This window comes from Boudabousia liubingyangii, assembly GCF_001907245.1.
Taxonomy (GTDB): Bacteria; Actinomycetota; Actinomycetes; order Actinomycetales; family Actinomycetaceae; genus Boudabousia; species Boudabousia liubingyangii.
Window position 1 is genome coordinate 58,114 of the sequence record NZ_MQSU01000004.1, and the last position, 24,263, is coordinate 82,376.

Sequence of the window (24,263 nt, forward strand, 5' to 3'; positions counted from 1 at the left end):
TATGCCGAAAGCACCCACCACCCGTCGAGCCCTAATCTCGGTCTATAACAAGACCGGCCTTGAAGACCTAGCCCGCGGCCTGGTGGCTGCCGGAATCGAAATCGTTTCTACCGGATCAACCGCTCAAACCATTGAAAAAGCGGGCCTGCCCGTTACCCCCGTCAGTGCGGTCACCGAATTCCCCGAATGCCTAGACGGTCGAGTAAAAACCCTGCACCCCAAGATCCACGGAGGCATCCTAGCTAACCGCAGCCTCCCCACTCACCTAGAGCAACTCAGCACCCTAGAAATCACCCCGATCGACATTGTGGTTTGCAACCTTTACCCCTTCGTAGAAACCGTTAAGTCGGGTGCGGACTTCCCCAGCTGCGTGGAACAGATCGATATCGGCGGCCCCTCCATGGTCCGCGCCGCCGCCAAGAACCACAAAGACGTCACCGTCATCGTGAACCCCGAACGTTACCCCGACCTACTAGCCGCACTCGCAAAGGGTGGCTTCGATGCCGAAGAACGTAAGCAACTAGCTGCGGAAGCCTTCCGTCACACCGCAGACTACGATCGTGAAATCTCCACCTGGATGGCCCAGCAACTAGCCGGTGACAACAAGCAGGAAGCTGCGGACGCAACCTCGGCCCCCGAAAAACCCGCCGCTCTAAACCCGCAGTGGGAAGCCCAAGCGACCCTACGCTACGGCGAAAACCCCCACCAGGCCGCGGAACTATACACCGACGGCAGCGGCCACGGAATCGCCAACGCGAAACAGCTCCACGGTAAGCCCATGAGCTACAACAACTACACCGACGGCGATGCCGCCCTGCGGGCCGCCTACGACCATGAAGAACCCTGCGTTGCCGTCATCAAACACGCCAACCCCTGCGGCATTGCCATTGCCGAGGACGTGGCCACCGCACACCGTAAAGCTCACGCCTGCGACCCGGTATCGGCTTTCGGTGGCGTGATTGCCGTCAACCGTCCCGTGACCGTAGAACTAGCCGAACAAATCGTCCCCATCTTCACCGAGGTCGTCCTAGCTCCCGCCTACGAAGAAGGTGCCCTGGAGGTCCTAAGCCGTAAAAAGAACCTCCGCGTCCTAGAGGTAGAGCCGGCCCCCCAAACCCAGAGCGAACTCAAGGTAATCAGCGGGGGAGCGCTAGCTCAAAGCGTCGACCAAATCGACCAGGATGGTGACGACCCGGCCAACTGGCAACTAGTTTCCGGCCCCGGTGCTGATGAAGCGACCCTAGCGGACCTAGCCTTCGCCTGGCGGACCGTCCGTGCTGTTAAATCCAATGCCGTCCTCTTGGTTAAAGACCAGGCCACCGTTGGTGTGGGCATGGGACAGGTAAACCGGGTTGACTCCGTGAAGCTAGCCGTTGAACGTGCCAACACCCTAGGTGCCCGCAGCACCGGTGACGCCGCCGCTGACATCGACACCCCCGGTGGGGCCCGAGCCGAAGCCGCCCCCAGCGCCCCCGAACGCGCCCGCGGTTCCGTCTGCGCTTCAGATGCTTTCTTCCCCTTCGCCGATGGGGTACAGTACCTGATCGACGCTGGCGTGAAAGCTATCGTCCAGCCCGGCGGTTCCATCCGTGATGAAGAATCGATCGCTGCTGCCCAGGCTGCTGGCGTTACCATGTACCTGACCGGTGTCCGTCACTTCTTCCACTGAGACCGGACGACCAAACACGTTAAGAGCTAATCGGAAAATCAATGCCTGACCATCGCCCGCCCAGACAGAACTACACGGCTGCCCTAATCCTAGTGTGCGCCCTGGTACTAACTGTCGTCGTTGCTATCTACGGCAGCGTAAAAGTCGCCATCTACATGCTGGCGCTAATCTGTGCGGTCAATGCGGTCTCACGTCTGATCTACCGTTCTGATCAAGCCTGGAACGCCGGCAAAAACTGGCGTTTTGACGCGATCTTCTACGGCCTGTTAGCCCTCGGACTGGTGATCTTGGCTCCCATGAGCCAGATCGGCGCGTCCTGAACGTCACCTTTCAACTAAGCTTATAAACAAACGAAACTTTCGTACCCAACTAAGGAGCAAAATGACTGCACCAGTAAACCCCACGCAGACCGAAGCATGGACCCGACTAGGCCAACTGCACGATGACCTGCAGGTAGACCTGCGTGGCTGGTTCGAAAGCGACCGTCAGCGCGCCGAAAAATTCACCTTCACCGCCGCTGACCTACACGTGGACCTATCAAAGAACATCCTCACCGAGGACGTCCTCAAGAACCTGCTAGACCTAGCAGCAGAAACCAACGTCCTCACCCGCCGTGACCAGATGTTCAACGGCGAGCACATCAACAACACCGAAGACCGCGCCGTCCTCCACACCGCGCTCCGTCGCCCCAAGGAAGACAAGCTGGCCGTAGACGGTCAGGAAGTTGTCCAAGACGTCCACCGCGTCCTCGAGCGCGTTTACGACTTTGCCCGTCGCGTCCGTAACGGCGAATGGGTCGGTATTACCGGAAAGCGCATCGAAACCGTCGTCAACATTGGTATTGGCGGCTCTGACCTAGGCCCCGTCATGGTTTACGAAGCCCTCAAGCCCTACGTCCAAGAAGGCCTAGAATGCCGCTTCGTTTCCAATATTGACCCCACCGACGTCGCTCAGAAGACCGCGGACCTAGACCCCGAGACCACCCTGTTCATCGTGGCCTCCAAGACCTTCACCACTCTAGAAACCCTCACCAACGCGCGTCTAGCTCGCACCTGGCTGCTAGAAGCCCTCGAGGCCGCTGGCGCCCTAGACGGTAAGGAATCCAAGGAAGCCGTCGCCAAGCACTTCATCGCCGTCTCTACCGCCCTAGAAAAGGTCGCCGAGTTCGGGATCGACCCCGCTAACGCCTTCGGCTTCTGGGACTGGGTAGGTGGCCGCTACTCCGTAGATAGCGCCATCGGCACCTCCCTAGCTATCGCCCTAGGCCCGGAAAACTTTGAAGAGTTCCTAGGCGGCTTCCACGCCCTAGACCAGCACTTCCTCACCGCGGCACCCGAAGAAAACGTGCCCCTACTAATGGGCCTACTAAATGTCTGGTACGTCAACTTCGTCAAGGCTGCCTCCCACGCCGTACTACCGTACGCCCAGCAGCTACACCGATTCCCGGCCTACCTACAGCAGCTCACCATGGAATCCAATGGTAAGTCCGTCCGCTGGGATGGCAGCTCCATCGATTACTCCACCGGTGAGATCTTCTGGGGCGAACCTGGCACCAACGGCCAGCACGCCTTCTACCAGCTGATCCACCAGGGCACCCAGCTGATCCCCGCGGACTTCATCGCCTTCGCTAAGCCGGCCTACCCGCTAAACGATGGCGATAAGAGCGCACACGAACTCTTCCTCGCCAACTTCTTCGCTCAGCCCAAGGCCCTAGCCTTCGGTAAGACCGAAGAGGAAGTACGCGCTGAAGGTACTCGCGAAGAGATTGTTACCGCCCGCGTCTTCGCCGGCAATAAGCCCTCCACCTCCATCATGGCGCCGGCCCTAACCCCGCGCGTGATGGGTGAACTGATTGCCCTTTACGAACACATCACCTTCGTTCAGGGTGCCGTTTGGGGTGTTAACTCCTTCGACCAGTGGGGTGTGGAACTAGGTAAGCAGCTAGCACTGCAGATTTACCCCGCAGTCGCCGGGGATGATGAAGCCCTAGCCGCTCAGGATGATTCCACCGCCGGCTTGATTCGCTACTACCGCGAAAACCGCTGAAACTAAACTAAAGGTTTGTGCCCCACTGATCTATTTCAGTGGGGCACAAACCTTTATAAAACTAGTTACGACCAGCGCAGCAGACTGGCGGGCTAACCGACGGTGCGCCGGCCGCTTCCCGGACTAGGGGATACTGGTCGATGCTCTACCTCAGGAGAGGGTCGGTTCCGCATCCAGCGTCAGAGCCAAACGAGCACGCTCTTCAGCGACATTAAAGTCAGCCTCGGGCCAAGTCAGTTCCATCTCTTCGAGGCTACGAGTCAGCGCTTCAGAAACCGCCGCCCGAGCGTACCACTTGTGATCTGCAGGGATTACCATCCAGGGTGCGTAATCGGTAGACGTCTGACGCAAGACCTCTTGGTAGACACTCTGGTACTTGAACCATTGGCCCCGAACCTCAAGATCATGGGGAGAGAACTTCCAGTGCTTATCTGGGCGATCCAAACGCTCTAGAAGACGACGACCCTGTTCTCCATAGGAGACCATCAGACAAACCTTCAAAATGACGCACTCATCATCCACTAGCTGCTTTTCGAAGTCGTTAATCATCCGGCCACGTTCAGCTAGTTCTTCTGCGCCCATGCCATTGACGCCGGGGACCAGCATATCTTCGTACTGGGAACGGTCAAAGAAACCGATCATGCCGGGCTTGGGGAGTGCCCGTTCGATGCGGGCCAAGAATGGTTCAGCACGTTCCTCGGGGGTAGGTGCTTTAAAAGCCTTTAGGGCCACACCCTGCGGGTCTACCTGCCCCATAACGTGACGGGCTAGGCCGCCCTTACCGGCCGTGTCAAGGCCCTGTGCCACGACGAGGATGCGCTTACGTGAACCGGTTTTCCCATTGGCGAAAAGCTGTTCTTGGAGGTCCGAGAGGTGCTGGGCCCGCTGCTCCATAAAGGCCTCTGCGGCCTTACGGCCAAGGGTCCAACCCGGAGTGCCGGAGCGATCAAACGCCGCTAGGTCAAAGTGTTCATCAACCCGTAGCGCGGTCCGGGGGTCTTGTTGCCAACCGCCCAGTTTCACGGGTTTTTCAGGCTTTGCAGACTTTTTCTTTTTATCTGCCTTAACCTTGGATTTCTTCTTTAGATCCTTGTCGTCAGACTTAGCGGCTGATTTCTTCTTTGCCATGGAATCTCCTTAGATCGGGGGTGTGAACTACTTTACACCCGATGGGACCTAGTTCCCAACCTCTTTAGCTAGGCAAAATTGGGCCGGTAGCTGCCGGAATAATGGGGGAGCGCAATAGGCAACGTGACCCTGATCGCGCTAAACTGGCAACAGTGCCCGAAAGGGTATCAAGGTTTGGAAATTCTCCAGCCAAAAGGCGGGATCAAACCCGCTCCGACATCTTTTTAGAAGGAGTCATAGAATGACGAAAGCCCCCGTAACCGTAACCGTCACCGGCGCAGCTGGCCAGATTGGCTACGCCCTACTGTTCCGTATTGCTTCCGGCGCGCTACTAGGCCCGGATACCCCGGTCAAGCTAAACATGCTGGAAATCCCTCAGGGTCTAAAGGCCGCTGAAGGTACCGCCATGGAACTAAACGACTGCGCCTTCCCGCTACTAAGCGAAATCAACATCTACGATGACGCTAACAAGGCATTCGACGGTGCAAACGTGGGTCTACTAGTTGGCGCCCGTCCCCGTACCAAGGGCATGGAACGCGCTGACCTACTACAGGCCAACGGTGGCATCTTCGGCCCCCAGGGTAAGGCCATCAACGACCACGCCGCTGACGACATCCGCGTCCTCGTCGTTGGTAACCCCGCCAACACCAACGCCCTAATCGCCGCCGCTTCCGCACCCGACGTTCCGGCCTCTCGCTTCACCGCTATGATGCGCCTAGACCACAACCGTGCAATCGCTCAGCTAGCTGAAAAGGTTGGCGCTCCGGTAGCCGACATCAAGAAGATGGCTGTTTGGGGTAACCACTCTGCCGACCAGTACCCGGACGTTTCTTACGCTACCGTTGCTGGCAAGCCCGCCGCCGACCTAGTCGAGGCTGCTTGGCTAGACGAATACTTCGTTCCCACTGTTGCTAAGCGTGGCGCTGCCATCATTGAAGCTCGTGGTGCTTCCTCAGCTGCTTCTGCTGCTAACGCTGCTATCGACCACGTCTACAACTGGGTAAACGGCACCCCCGAGGGTGACTGGGTAACCGCTGGTGTGGCCTCCGACGGCTCCTACGGTGTCCCTGAAGGCCTAGTCTACGGCTTCCCCTGCACCTCCAACGGTGGCGAATGGGAGATCGTTAAGGATCTAGAAATCTCTGACGCTACCCGCGCCGGCATTGAACGCAATATCAAGGCTCTAGAAGAAGAACGCGACGCCGTTCGCGAACTAGGTCTAATCTGAGACTAGCGGAGCTCAGCAGAGCCCTCTAAAACTCATTTAGGGACGTACTGGTTAATCCAGTACGTCCCTAAAATTTTGGTCAATTTTATCCAAACTATCTATTTGTCACCTTTGACGCTGAACAAAAATAACAGTTTGGAAACTTAAGGCAATAAATGTTGTGCGATGCACTACAAGTGTTAGACTATTCGGGAAACCGTTAGTTGTGTCATACAACAAACGGCCCCAACTAAAGGCACTAAGGTAGTGCCGGTCGGGCAGCAAAGTAGCTGCCCCAAAGAAAAATGGAGGAAAGAATGCGTCGTAAACTCTATGTTGTACCCATTGCCGCAGCAATGACGCTGTCCCTAGCCGCTTGTGGCGGGAGCGAAAACTCTGGCGGCGGGACGTCTGAAGCCGGCGGCGACAAGGTCGTCGACGTAGTCAGCTGGTGGTCTGCAGGCTCCGAAAAGGACGGCCTAGAAGCCCTCGTTAAGGTCTTTGAAAAGCAGCACGCAGGAATTAAGTTCGTTAACCAGGCTGTTGCCGGTGGCGCCGGTTCTCAGGCTAAGCAGAAGCTAGCCGCTGACCTAGCTGCAGGTAACCCGCCGGACACCTACCAGGCACACGCTGGTGCGGAACTAGATGAGGCTATTAAAGCCCAGTACCTAGATGACGTATCCCCGCTCTACGATGAGTTCAAACTCCGTGATGCCTTCCCCAAGACCCTAGTTGACCGCCTCTCTGTTGATGGCAAGATCTACTCGATCCCCACCAACATCCACCGCTCCAACGTAGTTTGGGCCAACACCGCGGTCCTCAAGGAAGTTGGTCTAGACCCGAACCAGCCCGCCGCTGACATGGATGCTTGGATCGCTGACATGGAGAAGATCAAGGCTGCTGGCAAGACCCCGATCACCATCGGTATGGAATGGACCCAGCTAAACCTATTCGAAAACATCCTCCTAGCGGACCTAGGCGCTGAAGGCTACAACGGCCTCTTCGACGGCAAGACCGACTGGAACGGCGACGGCGTCAAGAAGGCTATCGCTCACTACAAGAAGATCCTAGACCTAGCCGACAAGAGCATGTTGGGTGAAGACTGGGAGCCCGCCATGAAGCCCGTTGTTGACGGCTCCGCCGCCTACAACGTCATGGGTGACTGGGCCCTAGCCTCCTTCAACAACGCACAGAAGAAGGCCCCCGAAGACTACGTCTACTTCGCAGTCCCCGGTACCAAGGGCACCTTCAACTTCCTAGCTGACTCCTTCACCTTGCCTACCAAGGCAAAGCACAAGGACACCGCTAAGGACTGGTTGAACACCTGTGCTTCGGTAGAAGGTCAGGTTGCCTTCAACACCATTAAGGGCTCCATCCCGGCACGTTCCGACATCCCGGCCGCCGATCTAGAGAAGTTCTCTGATTACCAGAAGAGCGCTATGGAAGACTTCAAGAAGGACACCATTGTTTCCTCCATCGCTCACGGTGCAGCCGTACCTGCCCCCGTTTCTAACGCCATGCTAGATGCACTGGGCAAGTTCGCACAGGGTGCTTCCGATGAAGCCACTCTACAGGCCGAACTAGCAAAGGCTGCAGAGTCCCTCAAGAAGTAAACAAGCACGACTAGGGGAGCCCGCTGGCGCTATCAGTCGGGCTCCCCACTCGTCACTTTAATACTTGGCAAACCCGCCCTTAGGGGTATGGAAAAAGGGAACAAACATGGCAAAAAAGAAAAAGGCCGTTTCATCGCGGAAACGGATCTCTAGTTGGCTTCCGGGCCTATTGCTGATCTCACCATCAATCCTGTTGGTAGCCGTCTTCGTCTACGGCCTGATTGGCTCAAATATTTACACCTCCACCACCGACATGTACACCGCTCCGCAGGTGGCCGGGATTCAACCCGTCAAATTTGTCGGTTTCAAAAACTTCATAGACCTCTTCAAAGACAGCTCCTTCCAGCACTCGCTAATCAACCTGGTGCTCTTCACGGTCGTCTTCCTAGTCGGAACCCTAATCATCGGGTTCCTCTGGGCTTGGCTACTAGAACGCCCCCTCAAGGGCGAAGGAGTCTTCCGTTCCCTATTCCTATTCCCCATGGCGATCTCTTTCGTCGCCTCCGGTGTAGTTTGGCGCTGGATGCTAAACCCAGCGAAGGGTGAGAGTGCCTCCGGTCTGAACCGACTATTCCAAATGGTAGGCCTAGGGTTCCTACAAAACTCCTGGACCCAGAACGTCACCTTCGGTATTTTGGCCATCGCCATTCCCGCCATCTGGCAGCTAGCCGGTTACGTTATGGCTCTCTTCCTAGCCGGCTTCCGTGGCATTCCTGACGAACTACGCGAAGCCGCTCGCGTAGACGGTGCCACCGAATGGCAACTCTACCGCCAGATTATCTTCCCGCAGCTAGCTCCCATCGCGCTTTCCGCCGTGGTCATCATCGGTCACATGTCCCTCAAATCCTTCGACTTGATCATGTCGATTACCGGTCAGCGAATCTACTCCACCAAGGTTCCGGCCATTGACATGTACAACTTCATGACCGACAACAACTACTCCTTCGCTGCCGCCGTCGGCACCATCCTGCTGGTGATCGTAGCGATCTTCGTAGTTCCCTACCTAATCCACGATACGAAGGCAGGTAAGCGATGAGCCAGCAACTAGACAAAACCAAGCCAACGTTTAACTGGGTAACCTTCCTGCGCTACGTGCTGCTGATCCTCTCACTAGCCCTAGTGCTAATGCCCGTCTATGTACTCTTCGTGACCTCCTTCAAGGGCAGCGCTGACGCGGATCCCTCACGTACCTGGATGCTTCCGCAGGTCTGGGAAACCAAGAACTGGTCCAAAGCTTGGACCACTCTTTCACCAGCAATCCTTAACTCCCTAATGCTGGTAATCCCATCGTCGATTATCTCGGCAATGCTGGGATCCATGAACGGGTTCGTCCTGTCCAAGTGGCGCTTCCCGGGTGCAAACGTGGTCTTCACCCTGATCCTATTCGGCATGTTCCTGCCCTACCAGGCAGTAATGATTCCGCTAATGCGGATCGTGATTAACGCCGACATCGGTTTCGGTATCCACACCCTAATCCTGATGCACGTGGTCTACGGTATCCCGATCACCACCCTGATCTTCCGTAACTACTACGAAACCATCCCCGAAGAACTAATCGAAGCCGCCCGCGTTGACGGTGCGGGCATGATTCGTACCTACGCTTCGGTCGTCCTGCCCATCTCCATTCCCTCCTTCGTGGTGGTCTTGATCTGGCAGTTCACCTCCGCATGGAACGACTTCCTCTTCGCCCTGTTCTTCGGCGGAAACAAGAGCCCGGTAGTAACCGTGGCCCTAAACAACCTAGCGCACGGCTCCATCATGGCTGACTACGGTGCCTCAATGTCCGGCGCGCTACTGGCCTCCATCCCGACCCTGCTGGTCTATGTCCTACTAGGCAAGTACTTCGTTGGTGGCCTAATGTCCGGTTCTGTGAAGGGTTAAGAAAAACCTAAACAGAGCCAAACCACAAACTCTGGGGGCGTAAACAACGGCGTTTACGCCCCCAGTATTTTGTCCCCAAAAAGCGCCGCCCAGCGCGCTTGGGACTAAAGTCATCAGGTATGCTTTCCCTATGGAAAACAGCGTAATGAACCAAGACCTAGCCACCTTCGATCCCCAGATCGCAGAAGTCCTAGACAATGAACTAAAACGACAGCGCGAAACCCTAGAAATGATCGCCAGTGAGAACTTCGTGCCCCCGGCCGTCCTCACCGCGCAGGGTTCCGTCCTGACCAACAAATACGCTGAAGGCTACCCCGGACGCCGCTACTACGGCGGCTGCGAATACGTCGACGTAGCCGAATCCCTAGCCATTGAACGTGCCAAAGAATTATTCGGTGCCCAGTGGGCCAACGTCCAGCCGCACTCTGGCGCTCAAGCCAATGCCGCCATCTACCACGCCCTCCTACAGCCTGGAGATACCATCCTCGGTCTCTCCCTAGCCCATGGCGGGCACCTAACCCACGGCATGAAACTCAACTTCTCAGGCAAAAACTACCAGGTAGCCGCCTACGGAGTTAACCCCGAAACCTACCTGATCGACATGGATGAGGTCCGTCGCCTAGCGCACGAGCACCAACCCAAAATGATCATCGCCGGCTGGTCCGCCTACAGCCGTCACCTAGACTTCGCGGCCTTCCGTGAGATCGCCGACGAGGTAGGCGCCTACCTCTGGGTCGATATGGCCCACTTCGCGGGTCTAGTAGCCGCCGGCCTCTACCCCTCACCGGTCCCACACGCTGACGTAGTATCCAGCACCATCCACAAAACCCTAGGTGGCCCCCGTTCGGGCATGCTGCTTTCCCGGGACCCAGAAATCGGTAAGAAACTTGACTCGGCAGTCTTCCCCGGCCAGCAGGGCGGTCCCCTCATGCACGTGATTGCCGCAAAAGCCGTGGCCCTGAAGTTCGCCGCCTCGGACGAATTTAAGAATCGTCAAGAACGCACCCTCGAAGGCGCGGCCCTACTAGCCGAGCGCCTAAACCAGGCCGACCTAAGCGAAAAGGGGATCCGCGTCCTCACCGGCGGTACCCAGGTACACCTAGTCCTAGTGGACCTGCAGGACTCTGAACTAAACGGCCAAGAAGGCGAAGACCTACTACACCGCGTCGGCATTACCGTAAACCGTAACGCCATCCCCTTCGACCCGCGCCCGCCGCGCGTTACCTCCGGCTTGCGCATTGGTACCCCGGCCCTAGCTACCCGTGGATTCGGAAAGACCGAGTTCGCCGAGGTCGCAGATATCATCGCCGAAACCCTCAAACTTGGCGCCCAGGCCACCGATGAAGAACTCCAGCCCCTACAGGCACGAGTTCGCGCCCTCACCGACGCCTTCCCGCTGTACCCGCAGATTGGGAACCTAGTAGAAGGCGACGCCCAGTAATGCGCGCGCCTTGGGAAGGGCCCGCCCGCGTCCTCGACGGAAAAGCCACCGCGGCCGCCATTAAAGCCGACCTAAAAGCACGCGTTGCCAAACTAACCGAGCAAGGCCAACAACCCGGCCTCGGAACGCTGCTAGTGGGGGAGGACCCCGGTTCGCGCGCCTACGTAGCCGGAAAACACCGCGACTGTGCCGAAGTTGGGATTGCTTCCATCCAAAAGGAACTACCCGCGGACGCCAGCCGGGAAGAAATCCTAGCGGTCGTCGAAGAGCTCAATGCTGATCCTCGCTGTACGGGCTACATCGTGCAGCTACCGCTACCCAAGCACATTGACGCCAACGAAATCCTCGAAGCTATCGACCCGGATAAGGACGCCGACGGCCTCCACCCCACCAACCTAGGGCGTCTAGTGCTGCGTCCCAATGGGCCTATCGAATCGCCCCTCCCGTGCACGCCTCGGGCCTGCCTGGAACTGCTCAAAGCCGGTGGGGTAGAGCTAAACGGTGCCCACCTGCTAGTGGTCGGGCGTGGCGTAACCGTGGGACGCTCCCTAGGCCTCCTAGCGGGACGTAAAGAAATCAACGCGACCGTCACCACCTGCCACACCGGCACCCGCGATTTGGCTGAACTTTCCCGACAGGCCGATATTCTAGTGGCCGCCTCTGGGGTAGCCGGGCTGATCACCCCCGATATGGTACGTCCCGGCGCAGCCGTCCTAGACGTGGGTGTCTCCCGCGTAGTGGACCCAGAAACTGGCAAGGGCGTCCTTCACGGAGACGTGGCCGACGGGGTTGACCAGGTAGCCGGATACCTTTCACCCAACCCGGGTGGCGTCGGACCCATGACCCGTGCCCTGCTACTAGTAAACGTCGTCGAAACTGCTGAACGAAACCTATCGAATCGCTAAGCACAAACTGATACATTGGAAGTTACTAAAACCAGAATTTAAAGTGCCCAAGCACGGATCAAGATGGGGGAGCTTATGGACCAGCCACACAAACTCACAGCCGTGCAGTTTCAACGCTATCTGGAATCAGAAGGACTACCGGTCGAGCTAAAAGACGGCTCGCAAGCTCGCTTCCTACTGGAGTTAGCGAACCAACGCCTGACCTGGATTCTGGACCAAGAACCACAGGATCCTGAAACCGGCAAGACCCTGCATCCGAACCTAGTCCTGGAAACCGAGCTGGCCGCTCCAATTCCGGCCTCCCGGCAGCAAGAACTACAAGCATTCGTGGCCGACTGGAACGCTGACAATGTGGGACCGACCCTGCACTGGCTCCCGCAAGCCGCGGACGAACCCCCCAACGACGGGCCAGAGAGCGGACAGCTGCTGCTGCGCGGGCGACTAGCTCAGGTGGATGCCAGCTTTAACGAAGAACAACTAGACGAGTTCTTTGCCTTTGCCATGACTCAAGTCTTGCGTCTGGCACAAGCCGCAGAGGCTTTTCTATTCGAAGGGCAGGAAGCATGATGGGATTTTGGAACCTGTTCAAGAGCCGTAACGCACAAAGCCCAGAGGGGAGCGCTAGCATCCCCACGGAGCTAACAATTCGTCGAATCCGCAAGCAACTCCAAGCTCTGGGGTTCAAACTGGGGCAAAACCTTGGCTATGAACTCCTCACCGTGGTCAGCAGCCGACCCCAACCCACCCCCAAACGCCAGATTCCCTGGTTCAAAGCTGAGGATCAAATTATTTTCGAATACCCCACCGAGGGCGGCGTAACCCAGCTGGTGGGCGGTCCCGAAATCGAAGTGGGCCTACTACCAGAACAGCCGATTGCCTACCTGCGGCTAAGTGACCCCCGCTGGAGCTCCGCCCTAGAGGCCGCGAACCTAAACGAGGACGCGCACAACGACCTCGTTAACCGCCTAAATAGCCAGTTCAAGTTCGTTAAGGTACAGCAACAAGAACTGCTCCTAGAAACCTACCTTTACGGTTTTGGGGGCCTGACCGATAAACAACTGCGAGTCCAGCTAAAAGCCAGCCTCAAAAACCTAGCCCAGGCCCACCAAGCGCTCACCCTTGCCCTCCACCCCGCCGCCAACACCGAAAACTAAGCGAGAAACCCATGCCCAATTTTCAGGTCGACCTTCAGGGAGTAGTCGAACTACTCTCCCATAACCTGTACTCAGGGCCCCGGGTCTTCATCCGCGAACTGATCCAAAACGCCCTCGACGCGATCACCGCCCGCCAAAACCTAGGGGAAGAAGCCCGCAGTGAGGCACCCGCCCCCGAAATCATCATCCAGGCTCGGGGAAACTCCCTGAGTATCAGCGATAACGGCATTGGCCTAACCGAAACGGAAGCCCAGTCACTGCTGGCCACCATCGGGGCCTCCTCCAAACGTGACGAACTAGGGCTGGGGCGCTCCGACTTCCTAGGCCAGTTCGGAATCGGCCTACTGGCCTGCTTCCTAGTCAGCGACCAAATCAAGGTCACTTCTCGTTCAGCCCGGGACCCACAAGCACAGACCATCCTCTGGCAAGGAAACGCCGACGGCACCTTCCAGATCTCCACTGCGACGGAAGCTCGCGCAGAAGCCGGCACCACCGTGGAACTAGAATCTCGCCCCGGCGGACACTGGTTCGACTTTGCCCAGGTCATCCAACTGGTCAAACACTACGCGAAATATTTAGCCGTGCCAATCACCGTGGTGGGCCCAGAACACCAGGAAATGGTCAGTCAACAGCCCTTCCCCTGGCATGAGGGACAGGTCCGTCGGGAAAACTGGTGTCGAGAAAACTTTGGGTACTCCCCGCTGGATACCTTCGAAATTAGTGTCCCCGCCGCAGGACTAGAAGGACTAGCCTACGTACCGGAGAGTCGTGTCAGCCCCAACGCACAAGCGCACCAAATCTACCTGCGCGGCATGCTGGTAAACGAAGAACAACGCAACTTACTGCCCACCTGGGCTCCTTTCGTCCGCGTGATTGCTGACGCCCAATACCTACGGCCCCTGGCCTCCCGGGAAGGCCTTTTTGAAGACGAACTACTAGAAACCGTCCGCACCCAGATCGGTGAACAGGTACGTGACTGGCTTAAGAAACTGGGACAGTTCGCGCCCCAAAAGTTCGCGACCTTCCTTAAGGAGCACGCAATCGCCTTAAAAGCGGTGGCCGCCGAGGATGCGAGCATGCGTGAACTCGTAGTCAACAATCTGCCCCTCGAAACCTCTGAGGGCATGCTGACCCTGACTGAAGCGATGGCCACCCAAGAGACCGTCTGCTACACCCGCACCGTCGAAGAATACCGTTCCCTTAACGAGGTAGCCCGCGCCCAAAACATCTGCCTCATCAACGGGGGATACGCCTACGAGGAAGCGATCATCACCGCCTGGATTCAAGATACCGGCGCGGATCTGAGCCTACTGGACCCGGTCAAACTACTGGGCCGAATGGAGCCGGTCACCGCCAGTGAAGAAGCCCAAGCAACCGACCTTATCTTCCTAGCGCAAGAACTACTAAACGACCGCGAACTACAGGTCGTCATCCGCCGCTTTGAACCGGCCACCGTACCCTGCCTATTCCTACCCGATGCGAACTATGCCGCCCAGGTCGTAGACCGACGCGGACGCCAAGCCGCGCAGGGAGCCTGGGCGCAGGCCCTGGGGGCCTTAAACGCGCCCTCGGAAAACCACAATCAGCGGTTCGTGCTAAACCGAAACCACAGTATCGTGACGCGCCTGTGCGCCCTCGAAGACCTAAACCGGGCCGAAATTCTGCTCAAAGCCCTCTGGGTACAGTGCCTGCTTTCTGGGCATCACCCTATGAATGCGCAAGACCGCACGTGGGCCTCAGAAACCTACCGGCACCTACTGGCCATGACGCTACCTGAGGATGCTTCGGGGAGCGACTGGCCACCAAACGACACAGAAGGGGAAAATGATGCACTCTGAAGATGAGATCCTTGAACAGCTCTACCTGGCTCGCCATTACCCCTTCGGTGAAGCCCGCCTAGCTTTGGTCGCACAAGCAGTGAACTGGGCTGACGAAGCTGAAATCGGCTCCCTGCAGGTTCGTGCCCGCATCGAACTGTGCCTGTGCTACGCCAACGAAGGCCACTCCATGAACTGCATCCCGCCCTTCGTCTGGCTGCTAGAACACGAAAAAGCCCACCCGGAAGACTTCGATCACGAAACCATCGAAATGATGTGCTGGGCCTACAAGTTTGCCCTGGGGGAGCTACCCGCACACCCCGAGGTGGGCCGCGAACAGATTGAAGAAATCGCTCAAGAAATGCGCGACTACTACCTCAAAAATGGGGCCAGCCTGCAATCCTTCTACTCGGTCTACTACGATGTTTGCCGCTTCTTAGGTGATAACGAGGGAGCTGAACGTGCCTACCAGGGCTGGAAAACCGAGCCTGTGGACGCCAACTCGAACTGCCCCGGCTGCGACCCCATGCTGGAAGTTTCGCACCTGGTCCGCGAAGAACAATACGATGCCGCGCTCAAGCTGGGCTTTAAAACCATGGGCTCGCCCGAAGCCTGCGCCGAACAGCCCGCCGCTACCCAGGCGATCATCCTTGATGCCCTAGGGCGAACGCAACGCTTCGCGACCGCTTGGGAATGCCATCTTTCCGCTTGGCGTCAGCAACGAAACCGCCTAGAAAACCTGGGGGAGGGGTCCTACCACCTGATCTACTTGGCGCGCCTAGGGGCCGTTGAACGGGGCCTGAAATGCTTCCTTGAGCAAGCGCCACTCCTAGCCCGCTCCACCAACCCCTGGGGTGCCATGAACTGGGCTGCTGCCGCGCACCTAGTGCTCAGCAAACTCCCCGAAGAACAGGCCGAAAATGAGCTCCTAGGGATTCGCATTGCCGAACAGGAAACCGTTAGCTGGCCGGGTTTAGAGCCCGATCAGACCCTAGGCGAAGCACGCGACCTGCTAGGTGATTATGCGATTCATATGGCTATGAAGTTCGACCGGCGAAACGGTAACCAGGCGATCAGCCAGCAGGTGCAGCGAGTCATCGAAGCGGCCTCGTACCCCAATGCGCCCCAGGTAGAGGGCGCCACCGCGCTCCTGGAACCCGAAACCCAGGCGCGACTAAGCCCGGAAGAACTGGAACTGCTAAAAACCGCGAAGCTACCACTACCGCAGCCGGAAGAAACCCAACCGGACTTCCCGCCCGCCCAAATGGAACTACAGGAGCCGCCGGTTCTGCCCCAGCAACTCTCATTGGACGACCTCGAGGACGCGCCCACCGTCGTCAGCTACGATCGCGAATGCCTGACCTGGCTGGAAATGCGCCGCCAACCCGACATGGAAAGCACCCGCAGTCGCTACCAAAACCAATTCCGTCGGGAACTGTTAAACAAGGCCCGAAACGGGGAAGACGACTTCGATGAGGCAAAACTAGCCGCCATGACCAATGCGGAACTGATGGTCGTGGAAAAGCTAGGCCAACCCAGTCTGCTGCCTGGACTTTCAGAGATGGCCCTGTGGACCCTGCGGCAGCGCCTACCCGAACCAGAGGAAGTCACCGACCTGACCGACTTGGAATATCTAGCTACTCACCTGGAAGTCCTCCAGGATGAAGACCGACCCTTCGTACTTCCGGAAAACCCGTACAAGAAACAGTTCGCCTTCGAAATGCTGGGCGCAATGGTGGGCGCCTACGAGCAGTTGCGCGACCAAGACCAAAGCGGGCAACGATTCTTGACCGCCCTAGCGATCTACCAGGCCGCCTGGCGCCTAGAACACGATCCGATCCTAGGGGAGATGCGCGCGGAGATCGAAGAATTGGTCAAGGAGCATGTTGATTGGCAGCAGCGTTGGGATATCCGCCAAGCCTACCTGCTGGTAGAACAGGACCCGAAGGCCGCCCTGGAGATCCTTACGCAAGCGCGCGGGCGAACCACCAAGGATTCCCTGGTGGCTTACACCTGGATTCACTACTTCATGGGCTACGCCTATATCCAACTGGGTGAATACCGGCCGGCCATCAAGAACTTCCGGGAAGCCTATCAGCTGGCCCTTAAGCTCAATGAGCCCTTGATGATTGTCTCAAAGAACAATGGCCTGCTAAGCGCCCTGGTGGACCAGAGTCGCTATCTAGAAGCCGCCGAAATCCTAGAAGAATCTCTTGGGTATCTGACTGAGGACAAGCACACGCGACTTTACGCGGTACTGATCAAACGCTACCAAGAGATCCTCGCTGACCTCGATGAGTCCAAACTGGCCGCGAAAGTGGGGCAGGAAGCGGCGACACTGATTTGGGAACTGGGTGATCACGAGGTCGCGCAAGATACCCTAGCTAGTGCCGCAGAGCAGTTCCAACTGGCAGAAGAACCTCTAAACGCTATTGCCGCCTATGAGCTTTACCTAGAGCGGGCGGCAGGGATGCCTGCCCCGACCTCGGCGGCTGAACTGCTGGAAATCTCCAACGCGCGCCGACATCTAGCAATGGTTTTGGCCCATATCGCCACCCCCGGGCAGGCCGAGGAACACCGTAGTCGCGCGCTGACCCTGCTCACAGAAGCCCGCGAGGAACTCCTCGATTGGCTACCTAAGTGCGACCCGCACGAAGCCCAAATCTTCCGCTTCCACTTGGCAGACATTACGGACGATGCGGCCTTCGTGAACCTCTTTACCCGCAATCCGGACGAGGCCGCCCCCGGCTTTGTCGCGGCCGGAAAAGTTTTCGGGGAACTGGGAATGCCGGTAGTTTCAGCGGAGGCCTATTTACGGGCCGGGAAGGTCTTCCTGGAGGACCTCTTTAACGTCGAGGCCGCCGCGCAGGCACTAGCATCCGGCCAAGAACAGTTGGGCAACTACAGCAACCTGATTGACCCCCGCTGGGAGGGACGCTTCCAGCGAGCCAAGCAGCAGGCGGAAACCCTAGCGCAACTCTTGGAAGATTTTGGTTCAAGTCAGAGCTGGTAGTTCAATCCGTTAGACTAACAGGTATGAGCACACGAATTATTACCTGTAACGTCAATGGGATTCGCGCTGCCTTCCGTAAGGGCATGGGGGAGTGGCTGGAGCAGTCCGGCGCCGACTTCGTCCTGCTACAAGAAGTGCGCGCGAATGACCAGATCCTTAACGACCTGATCCCCGAAGGGTGGCATGTTTATGCCGCCGAAAGCGAGCTAAAAGGCCGTGCAGGCGTCGCGATCCTAGCGCGCACCCAGGCCCTAGAAGTCCGCAACGGAATGGGACACGAAGAGGAAACTGGCTCCCACACGGGACGCTGGCTCGAGGCGGATTTTGAGGTCGCCGGCCAGACCCTCACCTTGGTCAGTGCTTACCTGCACTCCGGCCAGGTAGACACCCCAAAGATGGATGCCAAGTACCAGCACCTAGACTGGGTTGATGCCCGCCTTGCCCAGCTACGTAAACAACCCTGGGCGCTAGTTTGCGGTGACTTCAACATTGTTCACACCGAACTGGATATTAAGAACTGGAAGGGTAACCACAATAAGACCGCGGGCGTACTAGATGAAGAGATCGCGCACGTGGACGCGTGGCTGGAGGCTGGCTGGGTTGATGTCCAGCGTCAGCTAGTCGGCCCCGAAACCCAGGGACCCTACACTTGGTGGTCCCAGCGGGGTAAGGCTTTCGATAATGACGCGGGCTGGCGGATTGACTACCAGTTGGCCACTCCCGAACTGGCCGAGCTGGCGCAGGAGTTCATGGTTGACCGCGCTGAATCTTATGATGCTCGCTGGTCAGATCATGCTCCGGTATTCGTTGATTACGAACTCTGAGGCGGACGCTACCTAAGCAAAGGGCCAGCGTTAAACGCTAAACGCTAAGCAAATAAACTTGGGGGGCCGGGAACTGTACAAGTTCCCGGCCCCTTAAGTCTGCCTGCTAGGTGGATTAACCTGCCTAGTGGCTAGTTTTGGGCTTTAGCCTTCCGTCTTTGCAGGCTTGGCAGTTACGCGGATTAGCGGGGCGCCAAGCGCGGCGGCATCAGCCATCGGGCCATCAACCTCGGCGAACTTCTTCGAGTTCGTGATTAGGACGGCGGTGATGGGGGAGTAGCCGGCAGCTTCAATCTTGGAACGATCGAAACGAATCAGCGGCTGGCCCGCAAACACCTGGTCGCCCTTAGCTGCTAGGACCTCAAAACCGTCACCATTCATGGCAACCGTATCAATACCCACGTGGACTAGGATTTCTAGGCCGTTATCGCAGCGCATGCCCACGGCGTGACCGGAATCGGGGATGATCAGGATCTTACCGTCGGCGGGGGCTACGACCTCGTTACCGGTCGGATCTACCCCGACGCCCTTACCCATCTTGCCGCCGGCGAATACCGGGTCGGGGATTTCGCTCAGTTCTAGCGCGCGACCCTGAAGAGGAGCGTCTAGGAAGGTCACTGCATCAGGTAGCAGCGCGGTCTTTACCGGAGCGGTCTTAGTGGCGGTGGCGGTGGCAGACGAGGTAGCAGCGCCGGTAACCGGGGCAGCTACAGCCTGACCGTGCTTGGCAGCCTGCTTAGCTTCTGCCTTGGCGCGCTTAGCGGCGGCTTCCTCACGCTGTTCCGGGGTCCGGTAATCAGAGATGATTACTAGGAACATGGAGGTGAAGAAGGCTACCGCAATGGCAATCAAGTACAGGTAGGTGGGGCTGAAGACCGGGAAGGTGAAGATGGAGGTGAAGACGAAGGCGCTGGCCTTGATGCCGCCGCCTAGGCCTACGATCAAACCGCCGGCGAAGCAGCCGACCAGCATCCTCGGGTAGATCCGCTTGTAACGCAGGTGGATACCGTAGAGGGAAGGCTCCGAAATACCACCTAGGAGGCCCGCGGCCAACGCACCGAAGGAAACCTGACGCATGGCGGTGTCCTTCTCACGCATAGAGATGTAAAGGACACCCGCGGTGGCGCCGAAGCAAGCGAAGTTCCAAGCACCCATGGGGCCCTGAATGAAGTCGTATCCAAGGGTCTGGATATTTAGCAGCATTAGCGCGTTCAGCGGCCAGTGTAGACCTAGCGGCACTAGGAAGGGGTAGAGCAAGGGGATGATGATCGCGAACACGATGGGGGCATTGGAGTTCAACCAAGCCAGACCCAAACCGATGCCGTTACCCAACCAGATACCCATGGGGCCAATCAGGTATGCAGTCATGGGGATCATGACCAGCATTGACAAGAAGGGGACGAAGACCATGTGTACCGAAGAGGGAATCAGCTTCTGGAACAGGCGGTAGAAGATCGCTAGGATCGCCACCATAATCAACGGGACGAAGACCTGGCCGCCGTAATCATTTAGCTGCATGGGCAGCTGGAAGATGTGTGCGGTGCACTGCTTCTGCTGAAGGGCTTCATTCATGACACAGGTGGTCGTTGCGCGTGAGCCCAAGGCGATGAAGTCCGGGGTCATTACTGCGGCCATGACTGCCGCTCCCACCCAGGGGTCGAGGCGGAGTTTCTTAGCGGCATTGTAAGCCACCATGATGGGCAGGAAGTAGAAGACCGAACGCCACATGGCATCTAGGAACACCCAGGAGGCACCCTTATTGGGATCGCGGAAGTTGTAGACCCCAAAGGCGTCTAGGACCGCTGCGATAGTAATAAACATGGAAGCGCCCAAGAGGACACCTAGCAGCGGGCGGAAGGAATCGGAAAGGTATTCGAAAAACGCATCCACCCAAGCGTTTTTACCTTTGGCTTTGGCGCGGATGGCGGCTTTGACGTCTGCATCTGAGGTGCCGTCCGAATCATCATCGTCGCCGTCAGCGTCACCGCGTCCGGCCATGCCCGGTTCGTGCATGATGTCATCGTAGACGGCCGCTACGCCGCCACCGATAACTACCTGAACGCCGGTGTTTCCTTGGGGAACAACACCTAGAACGCCGTCTAGGGCGTCTAGAGCATCAACATCGGCTTTAGAAGTGTCATTTAGAGTAAAACGGAGTCGAGTCGCGCAGTGTGTCAGGAACTTGACATTTTCTACGCCACCGACCAGGCGTAGAATTTCCGACTGAAGCGTGGTCATGCTAAGCCCTCCTTTGGTGAATAGCAGGCCAAAAGCCTTTAATTAACATTTATTACCCTCCACATTAAGTGCAAACGAGTAGCTATGACTAGCCCAAATAGGCTGATAAAGGCCGGAATAGAGATAGGTAACAGTTTCGCTGGAGAAAATGGAGGAAGGTGACGGTTATAGGTCCCAGATTTTGCGTCCTCGTCCCTGAGATGGCAAAATATCCAACGGACTTTCCGCCCTTGTGTAATGGTAGCACGCAGGCCTTTGGTGCCTTGTAGTCCGGGTTCGAATCCTGGGGGCGGAGCTAGCGTGGGATTTGTTCCACGCTTGGGACTAAACTCTAAACTATCCGTCCGCCTCGCTAAGGAGTCCCGATCGCATGACCGGCATTTTTACCACCGGAGAAAAACACCTGGTTCTAGTTTCGGGGCGTGCGCACCCCAAGTTAGCCGAGGATGTAGCCCGTAACCTGGGCATCGAACTACTTCCCACCACCGCCTACAACTTCGCGAACGGTGAGATCTATGTTCGCTTCAATGAATCCGTCCGTGGGTGTGACGTCTTCGTCTTGCAGTCCCATACCAGCCCCATCAATGAATGGCTGATGGAACAACTAATCATGGTCGATGCCCTTAAGCGCGCATCCGCAAAGCGCATCACCGTAGTTTCACCCTTCTACCCCTACTCGCGCCAGGATAAGAAGCACCTAGGTCGTGAACCTATCTCGGCCCGCCTAGTAGCTGACCTATACAAGACCGCGGGTGCCGACCGCCTAATGAGCGTGGATCTACACGCCGCTCAGGAACAGGGCTACTTCGATGGTCCCGTTGACCACCTCTGGGCCATGGATGTCCTAGTTGACTACGTTAAGACTCGCGTTGACCTGAACGAAGTTTGCGTGGTCTCACCTGACGCCGGCCGTATTCGCGTGGCCGAAAAGTGGGCCGCGAAGCTGGGCGGTTGCCCCCTAGCTTTCGTTCACAAGACTCGCGACACCACGCGCCCGAACGTAGCTGTTGCTAACCGCGTGGTCGGTGACGTCGAAGGCCGTACCTGCGTCATTACCGATGACCTAATCGATACCGGCGGCACCATTGCCGAGGCCGTCAAGGTACTACTGGCTTCAGGCGCCAAAGACGTCCTCGTGGCCGCTACTCATGGCGTCCTTTCCGGCCCCGCTAAGGAACGACTTTCCACTTGCGGTGCCCGTGAGGTCATCATTACTGATACCCTGCCTTTAACAGAGGATAAGAAGTTCGACAAACTGACCGTCCTCTCCATCGCCCCACTGTTGGCAAAGGCGATTCGTGAAGTCTTCGATGACGGATCGGTCACTTCTTTGTTTGACGGTGTCGCATAAACGCGTTTTCTGCTAGTATTTAGCAGTTGCCTCGGCGAGGGAGATCCCCAATGGGATACTCCGTTATCGACTGGGCCGTGTCCTTTGTTGTGACGTCCGGGGCTACTTGATATGAAAAGTACCCGGAGGTAAAAACAAATGGCAGTAACTCGCATCGCTGCAGAAGCACGTAAAGATTTTGGTAAGGGTTTTGCCCGTCGCGCCCGTCAGGCCGGCAAGGTTCCCGCAGTTATCTACTCATCTCACCTAGACGCCCCCGTGCACGTCACCCTAGACGCACACGAAATGTTCATGATCCTAAAGGGCTCCGACAACGCAGTTATCTCTGTGGAACTAGATGGCGATAAGCAGCTAGCACTTGTTAAGGACGTACAGCGTCACCCCGTGACCCGCGTTCTACAGCACGTGGACCTACTAGGCATTAACCGCTCCGAAAAGGTTGACGTTGACGTCGCCATCGTAACCACCGGTGAACCTGCACAGGGCACCATGGTTTCCGTTGAATCCATGACTCTAGCGGTTTCCGCTCCCGTTATGGAAATCCCCGAATCCATCGAAATCTCCGTTGAAGGACTTGAAGATGGTTCGGTTATCCGTCTAGAAGACATCACCCTACCGGCTGACGTGGAAACCTCCATCGATCCGGAAACCGTACTTCTAACCGTCTCCATCCCGCAGCTAGAACTGCCGGAAGAAGGCGAAGAAGCTGAAGGCGAAGAAGCCGAAGGTGAAGAAGCCGCTGAAGCTGAAGAAGCTGAAGCTGGCGAAGAAGCCTGAGCCTCCTCGCGTTTGCAATCCTGAACCGGCCGTCGGCCCGTTCATCTCATTGAAGGAGAAAAAATTGAAGAAAGCTCTTAGCGTAGTCGCGGCTGCCTCTGCTCTAGCTTTGACCCTGGGTGCCTGTGGCGCTGCCCCGGAAGATAAGTCTGCAGACGCTGGCAAGTCCACGGCTGAAGGCACGCCGAAATCTGATTTCGTAGCATGCATGGTCTCTGATGAAGGCGGGTTCGATGATAAGTCCTTTAACCAGTCCGGTTATGAGGGCCTAAAGCGAGCCGAAAAGGAACTAGGCATCAAGATCAAGACCGCTGAGTCTTCAAATGCCGCAAACTTCGCACCGAACCTAGACAAGCTAGCCGCTGAAAAGTGCAACATCATCTTCGGTGTTGGCTTCATGTTGGCAGAAGCTACCTACAACGCTGCTAAGGCTCACCCGGACATCAACTACGGTTTGATCGACGCGATCCCCACCGATCCGAAGACCTTCGAACCGCTACCCGCCCTACCGAACCTAAAGTCTCTAGTGTTCAACACCGCTGAAGCTGGCTTCCTAGCTGGTTACGCTGCTGCTGGCACCACCAAGACCGGCAAGGTCGGCACCTACCTAGGTATGAAGCTACCCACCACCGCCATCTTCGCTGATGGTTTCGCTGATGGTGTGGCCAAGTACAACCAGGACAAGGGCACCAATGTTGAGGTTCTAGGCTGGGACAAGGCCAAGCAGGATGGCCAGGCCACCGGTGACTTCTCTGACCAGAACAAGGGTAAAGCAACCACCACCAACCTAATCAACCAGGGCGCTGACGTGATCATGCCCGTGGCTGGCCCGGTTGGCGCTGGTACCCTAGCTGCCGTCAAGGAAGCTAACGGTCAGGGCAAGGACGTCTCCGTCGTGTGGGTTGACTCCGACGGTGTGCTAACCAACCCTGACTCCAAGGACATCATCATGACCTCCGTCATGAAGCAGATCGGTGAAGCCGTCTTCGACACCATCAAGGAACAGGTTGATGGCAAGAAGTTCACCTCTGATCCTTACATCGGCACCATTGCGAACAAGGGCGTAGACATCGCTCCGTTCCACGAGTTCGATGGCAAGATTCCGGATGACCTAAAGAAGCAGATCGACGCTCTTCGCGAGCAGATCGCTTCCGGTCAGCTAAAGGTTGAATCCCCGAACTCACCCAAGTGATCTAAAC

General features: G+C 57.2%; 19 protein-coding genes and 1 tRNA gene. 18 read left to right on the plus strand and 2 right to left on the minus strand.

Annotated elements, in window-relative coordinates; all coding sequences use genetic code 11:
• Nucleotide 1 precedes the first annotated feature (1 nt).
• From purH to pgi, 3 genes are all read left to right on the plus strand, one after another.
• The gene (gene purH, locus BSR28_RS07090) at nucleotides 2-1,669 is read left to right on the plus strand and encodes a bifunctional phosphoribosylaminoimidazolecarboxamide formyltransferase/IMP cyclohydrolase (protein WP_073713787.1); all 1,668 of its coding nucleotides are present in this window, start codon (nucleotides 2-4) and stop codon (nucleotides 1,667-1,669) included.
• A gap of 41 nt (nucleotides 1,670-1,710) precedes the next feature.
• Entirely contained in the window at nucleotides 1,711-1,989 is a 279-nt protein-coding gene (locus BSR28_RS07095; RefSeq protein WP_073709743.1) for a hypothetical protein, read from the plus strand.
• 61 nt (nucleotides 1,990-2,050) lie between these two features.
• Nucleotides 2,051-3,715, plus strand: coding sequence for a glucose-6-phosphate isomerase (pgi, locus tag BSR28_RS07100; RefSeq protein ID WP_073713788.1), 1,665 nt, complete (start codon nucleotides 2,051-2,053; stop codon nucleotides 3,713-3,715).
• Between the two features lie 150 nt (nucleotides 3,716-3,865).
• Here pgi and BSR28_RS07105 read toward each other — a convergent pair whose 3' ends face one another.
• Entirely contained in the window at nucleotides 3,866-4,843 is a 978-nt protein-coding gene (locus BSR28_RS07105; protein ID WP_083563195.1) for a PPK2 family polyphosphate kinase, read from the minus strand.
• Between the two features lie 241 nt (nucleotides 4,844-5,084).
• Between BSR28_RS07105 and BSR28_RS07110 the strand changes: the two genes are divergently transcribed.
• From BSR28_RS07110 to BSR28_RS07160, 11 genes are all read left to right on the plus strand, one after another.
• Nucleotides 5,085-6,071, plus strand: a complete 987-nt coding sequence (locus BSR28_RS07110) for a malate dehydrogenase (RefSeq protein WP_073709745.1) — start codon at nucleotides 5,085-5,087, stop codon at nucleotides 6,069-6,071.
• A gap of 296 nt (nucleotides 6,072-6,367) precedes the next feature.
• A complete protein-coding gene (locus BSR28_RS07115; RefSeq protein WP_073709746.1) occupies nucleotides 6,368-7,663 on the plus strand; it encodes an ABC transporter substrate-binding protein in 1,296 nt (431 codons plus the stop codon).
• Between the two features lie 106 nt (nucleotides 7,664-7,769).
• Nucleotides 7,770-8,699 (plus strand): carbohydrate ABC transporter permease, encoded by a 930-nt coding sequence (locus BSR28_RS07120; protein WP_073709747.1) that lies wholly within the window; start codon nucleotides 7,770-7,772, stop codon nucleotides 8,697-8,699.
• Nucleotides 8,696-9,544, plus strand: coding sequence for a carbohydrate ABC transporter permease (locus BSR28_RS07125; RefSeq protein WP_073709748.1), 849 nt, complete (start codon nucleotides 8,696-8,698; stop codon nucleotides 9,542-9,544). Before BSR28_RS07120 ends, BSR28_RS07125 begins: the two co-directional genes overlap by 4 nt.
• 130 nt (nucleotides 9,545-9,674) lie before the next feature.
• Complete coding sequence (gene glyA / locus BSR28_RS07130) at nucleotides 9,675-10,985, plus strand: serine hydroxymethyltransferase (protein ID WP_073713789.1); 1,311 nt, start codon at nucleotides 9,675-9,677, stop codon at nucleotides 10,983-10,985.
• Nucleotides 10,985-11,890, plus strand: coding sequence for a bifunctional methylenetetrahydrofolate dehydrogenase/methenyltetrahydrofolate cyclohydrolase (locus BSR28_RS07135; RefSeq protein ID WP_073709750.1), 906 nt, complete (start codon nucleotides 10,985-10,987; stop codon nucleotides 11,888-11,890). Before glyA ends, BSR28_RS07135 begins: the two co-directional genes overlap by 1 nt.
• A gap of 75 nt (nucleotides 11,891-11,965) precedes the next feature.
• A complete protein-coding gene (locus BSR28_RS07140) occupies nucleotides 11,966-12,457 on the plus strand; it encodes a hypothetical protein (protein WP_073713790.1) in 492 nt (163 codons plus the stop codon).
• Nucleotides 12,454-13,044 (plus strand): hypothetical protein, encoded by a 591-nt coding sequence (locus BSR28_RS07145; protein ID WP_143237635.1) that lies wholly within the window; start codon nucleotides 12,454-12,456, stop codon nucleotides 13,042-13,044. The genes BSR28_RS07140 and BSR28_RS07145 overlap by 4 nt, the downstream gene beginning before the upstream one ends.
• An 11-nt stretch (nucleotides 13,045-13,055) precedes the next feature.
• Entirely contained in the window at nucleotides 13,056-14,882 is a 1,827-nt protein-coding gene (locus tag BSR28_RS07150) for an HSP90 family protein (protein ID WP_073713792.1), read from the plus strand.
• Complete coding sequence (locus BSR28_RS07155) at nucleotides 14,869-17,874, plus strand: ATP-binding protein (RefSeq protein ID WP_143237637.1); 3,006 nt, start codon at nucleotides 14,869-14,871, stop codon at nucleotides 17,872-17,874. The genes BSR28_RS07150 and BSR28_RS07155 overlap by 14 nt, the downstream gene beginning before the upstream one ends.
• 23 nt (nucleotides 17,875-17,897) lie before the next feature.
• Nucleotides 17,898-18,698 (plus strand): exodeoxyribonuclease III, encoded by an 801-nt coding sequence (locus tag BSR28_RS07160; protein ID WP_073713794.1) that lies wholly within the window; start codon nucleotides 17,898-17,900, stop codon nucleotides 18,696-18,698.
• 144 nt (nucleotides 18,699-18,842) lie between these two features.
• Here the strand turns inward: BSR28_RS07160 and BSR28_RS07165 are convergent, their stop codons facing one another.
• Nucleotides 18,843-20,936, minus strand: a complete 2,094-nt coding sequence (locus BSR28_RS07165) for a glucose PTS transporter subunit IIA (protein WP_073713795.1) — start codon at nucleotides 20,934-20,936, stop codon at nucleotides 18,843-18,845.
• 223 nt (nucleotides 20,937-21,159) lie between these two features.
• Between BSR28_RS07165 and BSR28_RS07170 the strand changes: the two genes are divergently transcribed.
• The 4 genes from BSR28_RS07170 to BSR28_RS07185 all read left to right on the plus strand — a co-directional run bounded on the left by BSR28_RS07170 (nucleotide 21,160) and on the right by BSR28_RS07185 (nucleotide 24,256).
• Nucleotides 21,160-21,231, plus strand: a tRNA-Gln gene (locus BSR28_RS07170).
• Between the two features lie 75 nt (nucleotides 21,232-21,306).
• A complete protein-coding gene (locus BSR28_RS07175) occupies nucleotides 21,307-22,287 on the plus strand; it encodes a ribose-phosphate diphosphokinase (RefSeq protein ID WP_073709757.1) in 981 nt (326 codons plus the stop codon).
• Between the two features lie 138 nt (nucleotides 22,288-22,425).
• Nucleotides 22,426-23,064, plus strand: a complete 639-nt coding sequence (locus BSR28_RS07180) for a 50S ribosomal protein L25/general stress protein Ctc (RefSeq protein ID WP_073709758.1) — start codon at nucleotides 22,426-22,428, stop codon at nucleotides 23,062-23,064.
• Between the two features lie 64 nt (nucleotides 23,065-23,128).
• Entirely contained in the window at nucleotides 23,129-24,256 is a 1,128-nt protein-coding gene (locus tag BSR28_RS07185; RefSeq protein WP_073709811.1) for a BMP family lipoprotein, read from the plus strand.
• The last annotated feature ends 7 nt before the right edge of the window (nucleotides 24,257-24,263 follow it).

Coding starts and splice junctions, on each gene's coding strand:
- purH (WP_073713787.1), top strand. CDS start 2: ATGCCGAAAGCACCCACCACCCGTCGAGCCCTAATCTCGGTCTATAAC.
- BSR28_RS07095 (WP_073709743.1), top strand. CDS start 1,711: ATGCCTGACCATCGCCCGCCCAGACAGAACTACACGGCTGCCCTAATC.
- pgi (WP_073713788.1), top strand. CDS start 2,051: ATGACTGCACCAGTAAACCCCACGCAGACCGAAGCATGGACCCGACTA.
- BSR28_RS07105 (WP_083563195.1), bottom strand. CDS start 4,843: ATGGCAAAGAAGAAATCAGCCGCTAAGTCTGACGACAAGGATCTAAAG.
- BSR28_RS07110 (WP_073709745.1), top strand. CDS start 5,085: ATGACGAAAGCCCCCGTAACCGTAACCGTCACCGGCGCAGCTGGCCAG.
- BSR28_RS07115 (WP_073709746.1), top strand. CDS start 6,368: ATGCGTCGTAAACTCTATGTTGTACCCATTGCCGCAGCAATGACGCTG.
- BSR28_RS07120 (WP_073709747.1), top strand. CDS start 7,770: ATGGCAAAAAAGAAAAAGGCCGTTTCATCGCGGAAACGGATCTCTAGT.
- BSR28_RS07125 (WP_073709748.1), top strand. CDS start 8,696: ATGAGCCAGCAACTAGACAAAACCAAGCCAACGTTTAACTGGGTAACC.
- glyA (WP_073713789.1), top strand. CDS start 9,675: ATGGAAAACAGCGTAATGAACCAAGACCTAGCCACCTTCGATCCCCAG.
- BSR28_RS07135 (WP_073709750.1), top strand. CDS start 10,985: ATGCGCGCGCCTTGGGAAGGGCCCGCCCGCGTCCTCGACGGAAAAGCC.
- BSR28_RS07140 (WP_073713790.1), top strand. CDS start 11,966: ATGGACCAGCCACACAAACTCACAGCCGTGCAGTTTCAACGCTATCTG.
- BSR28_RS07145 (WP_143237635.1), top strand. CDS start 12,454: ATGATGGGATTTTGGAACCTGTTCAAGAGCCGTAACGCACAAAGCCCA.
- BSR28_RS07150 (WP_073713792.1), top strand. CDS start 13,056: ATGCCCAATTTTCAGGTCGACCTTCAGGGAGTAGTCGAACTACTCTCC.
- BSR28_RS07155 (WP_143237637.1), top strand. CDS start 14,869: ATGATGCACTCTGAAGATGAGATCCTTGAACAGCTCTACCTGGCTCGC.
- BSR28_RS07160 (WP_073713794.1), top strand. CDS start 17,898: ATGAGCACACGAATTATTACCTGTAACGTCAATGGGATTCGCGCTGCC.
- BSR28_RS07165 (WP_073713795.1), bottom strand. CDS start 20,936: ATGACCACGCTTCAGTCGGAAATTCTACGCCTGGTCGGTGGCGTAGAA.
- BSR28_RS07175 (WP_073709757.1), top strand. CDS start 21,307: ATGACCGGCATTTTTACCACCGGAGAAAAACACCTGGTTCTAGTTTCG.
- BSR28_RS07180 (WP_073709758.1), top strand. CDS start 22,426: ATGGCAGTAACTCGCATCGCTGCAGAAGCACGTAAAGATTTTGGTAAG.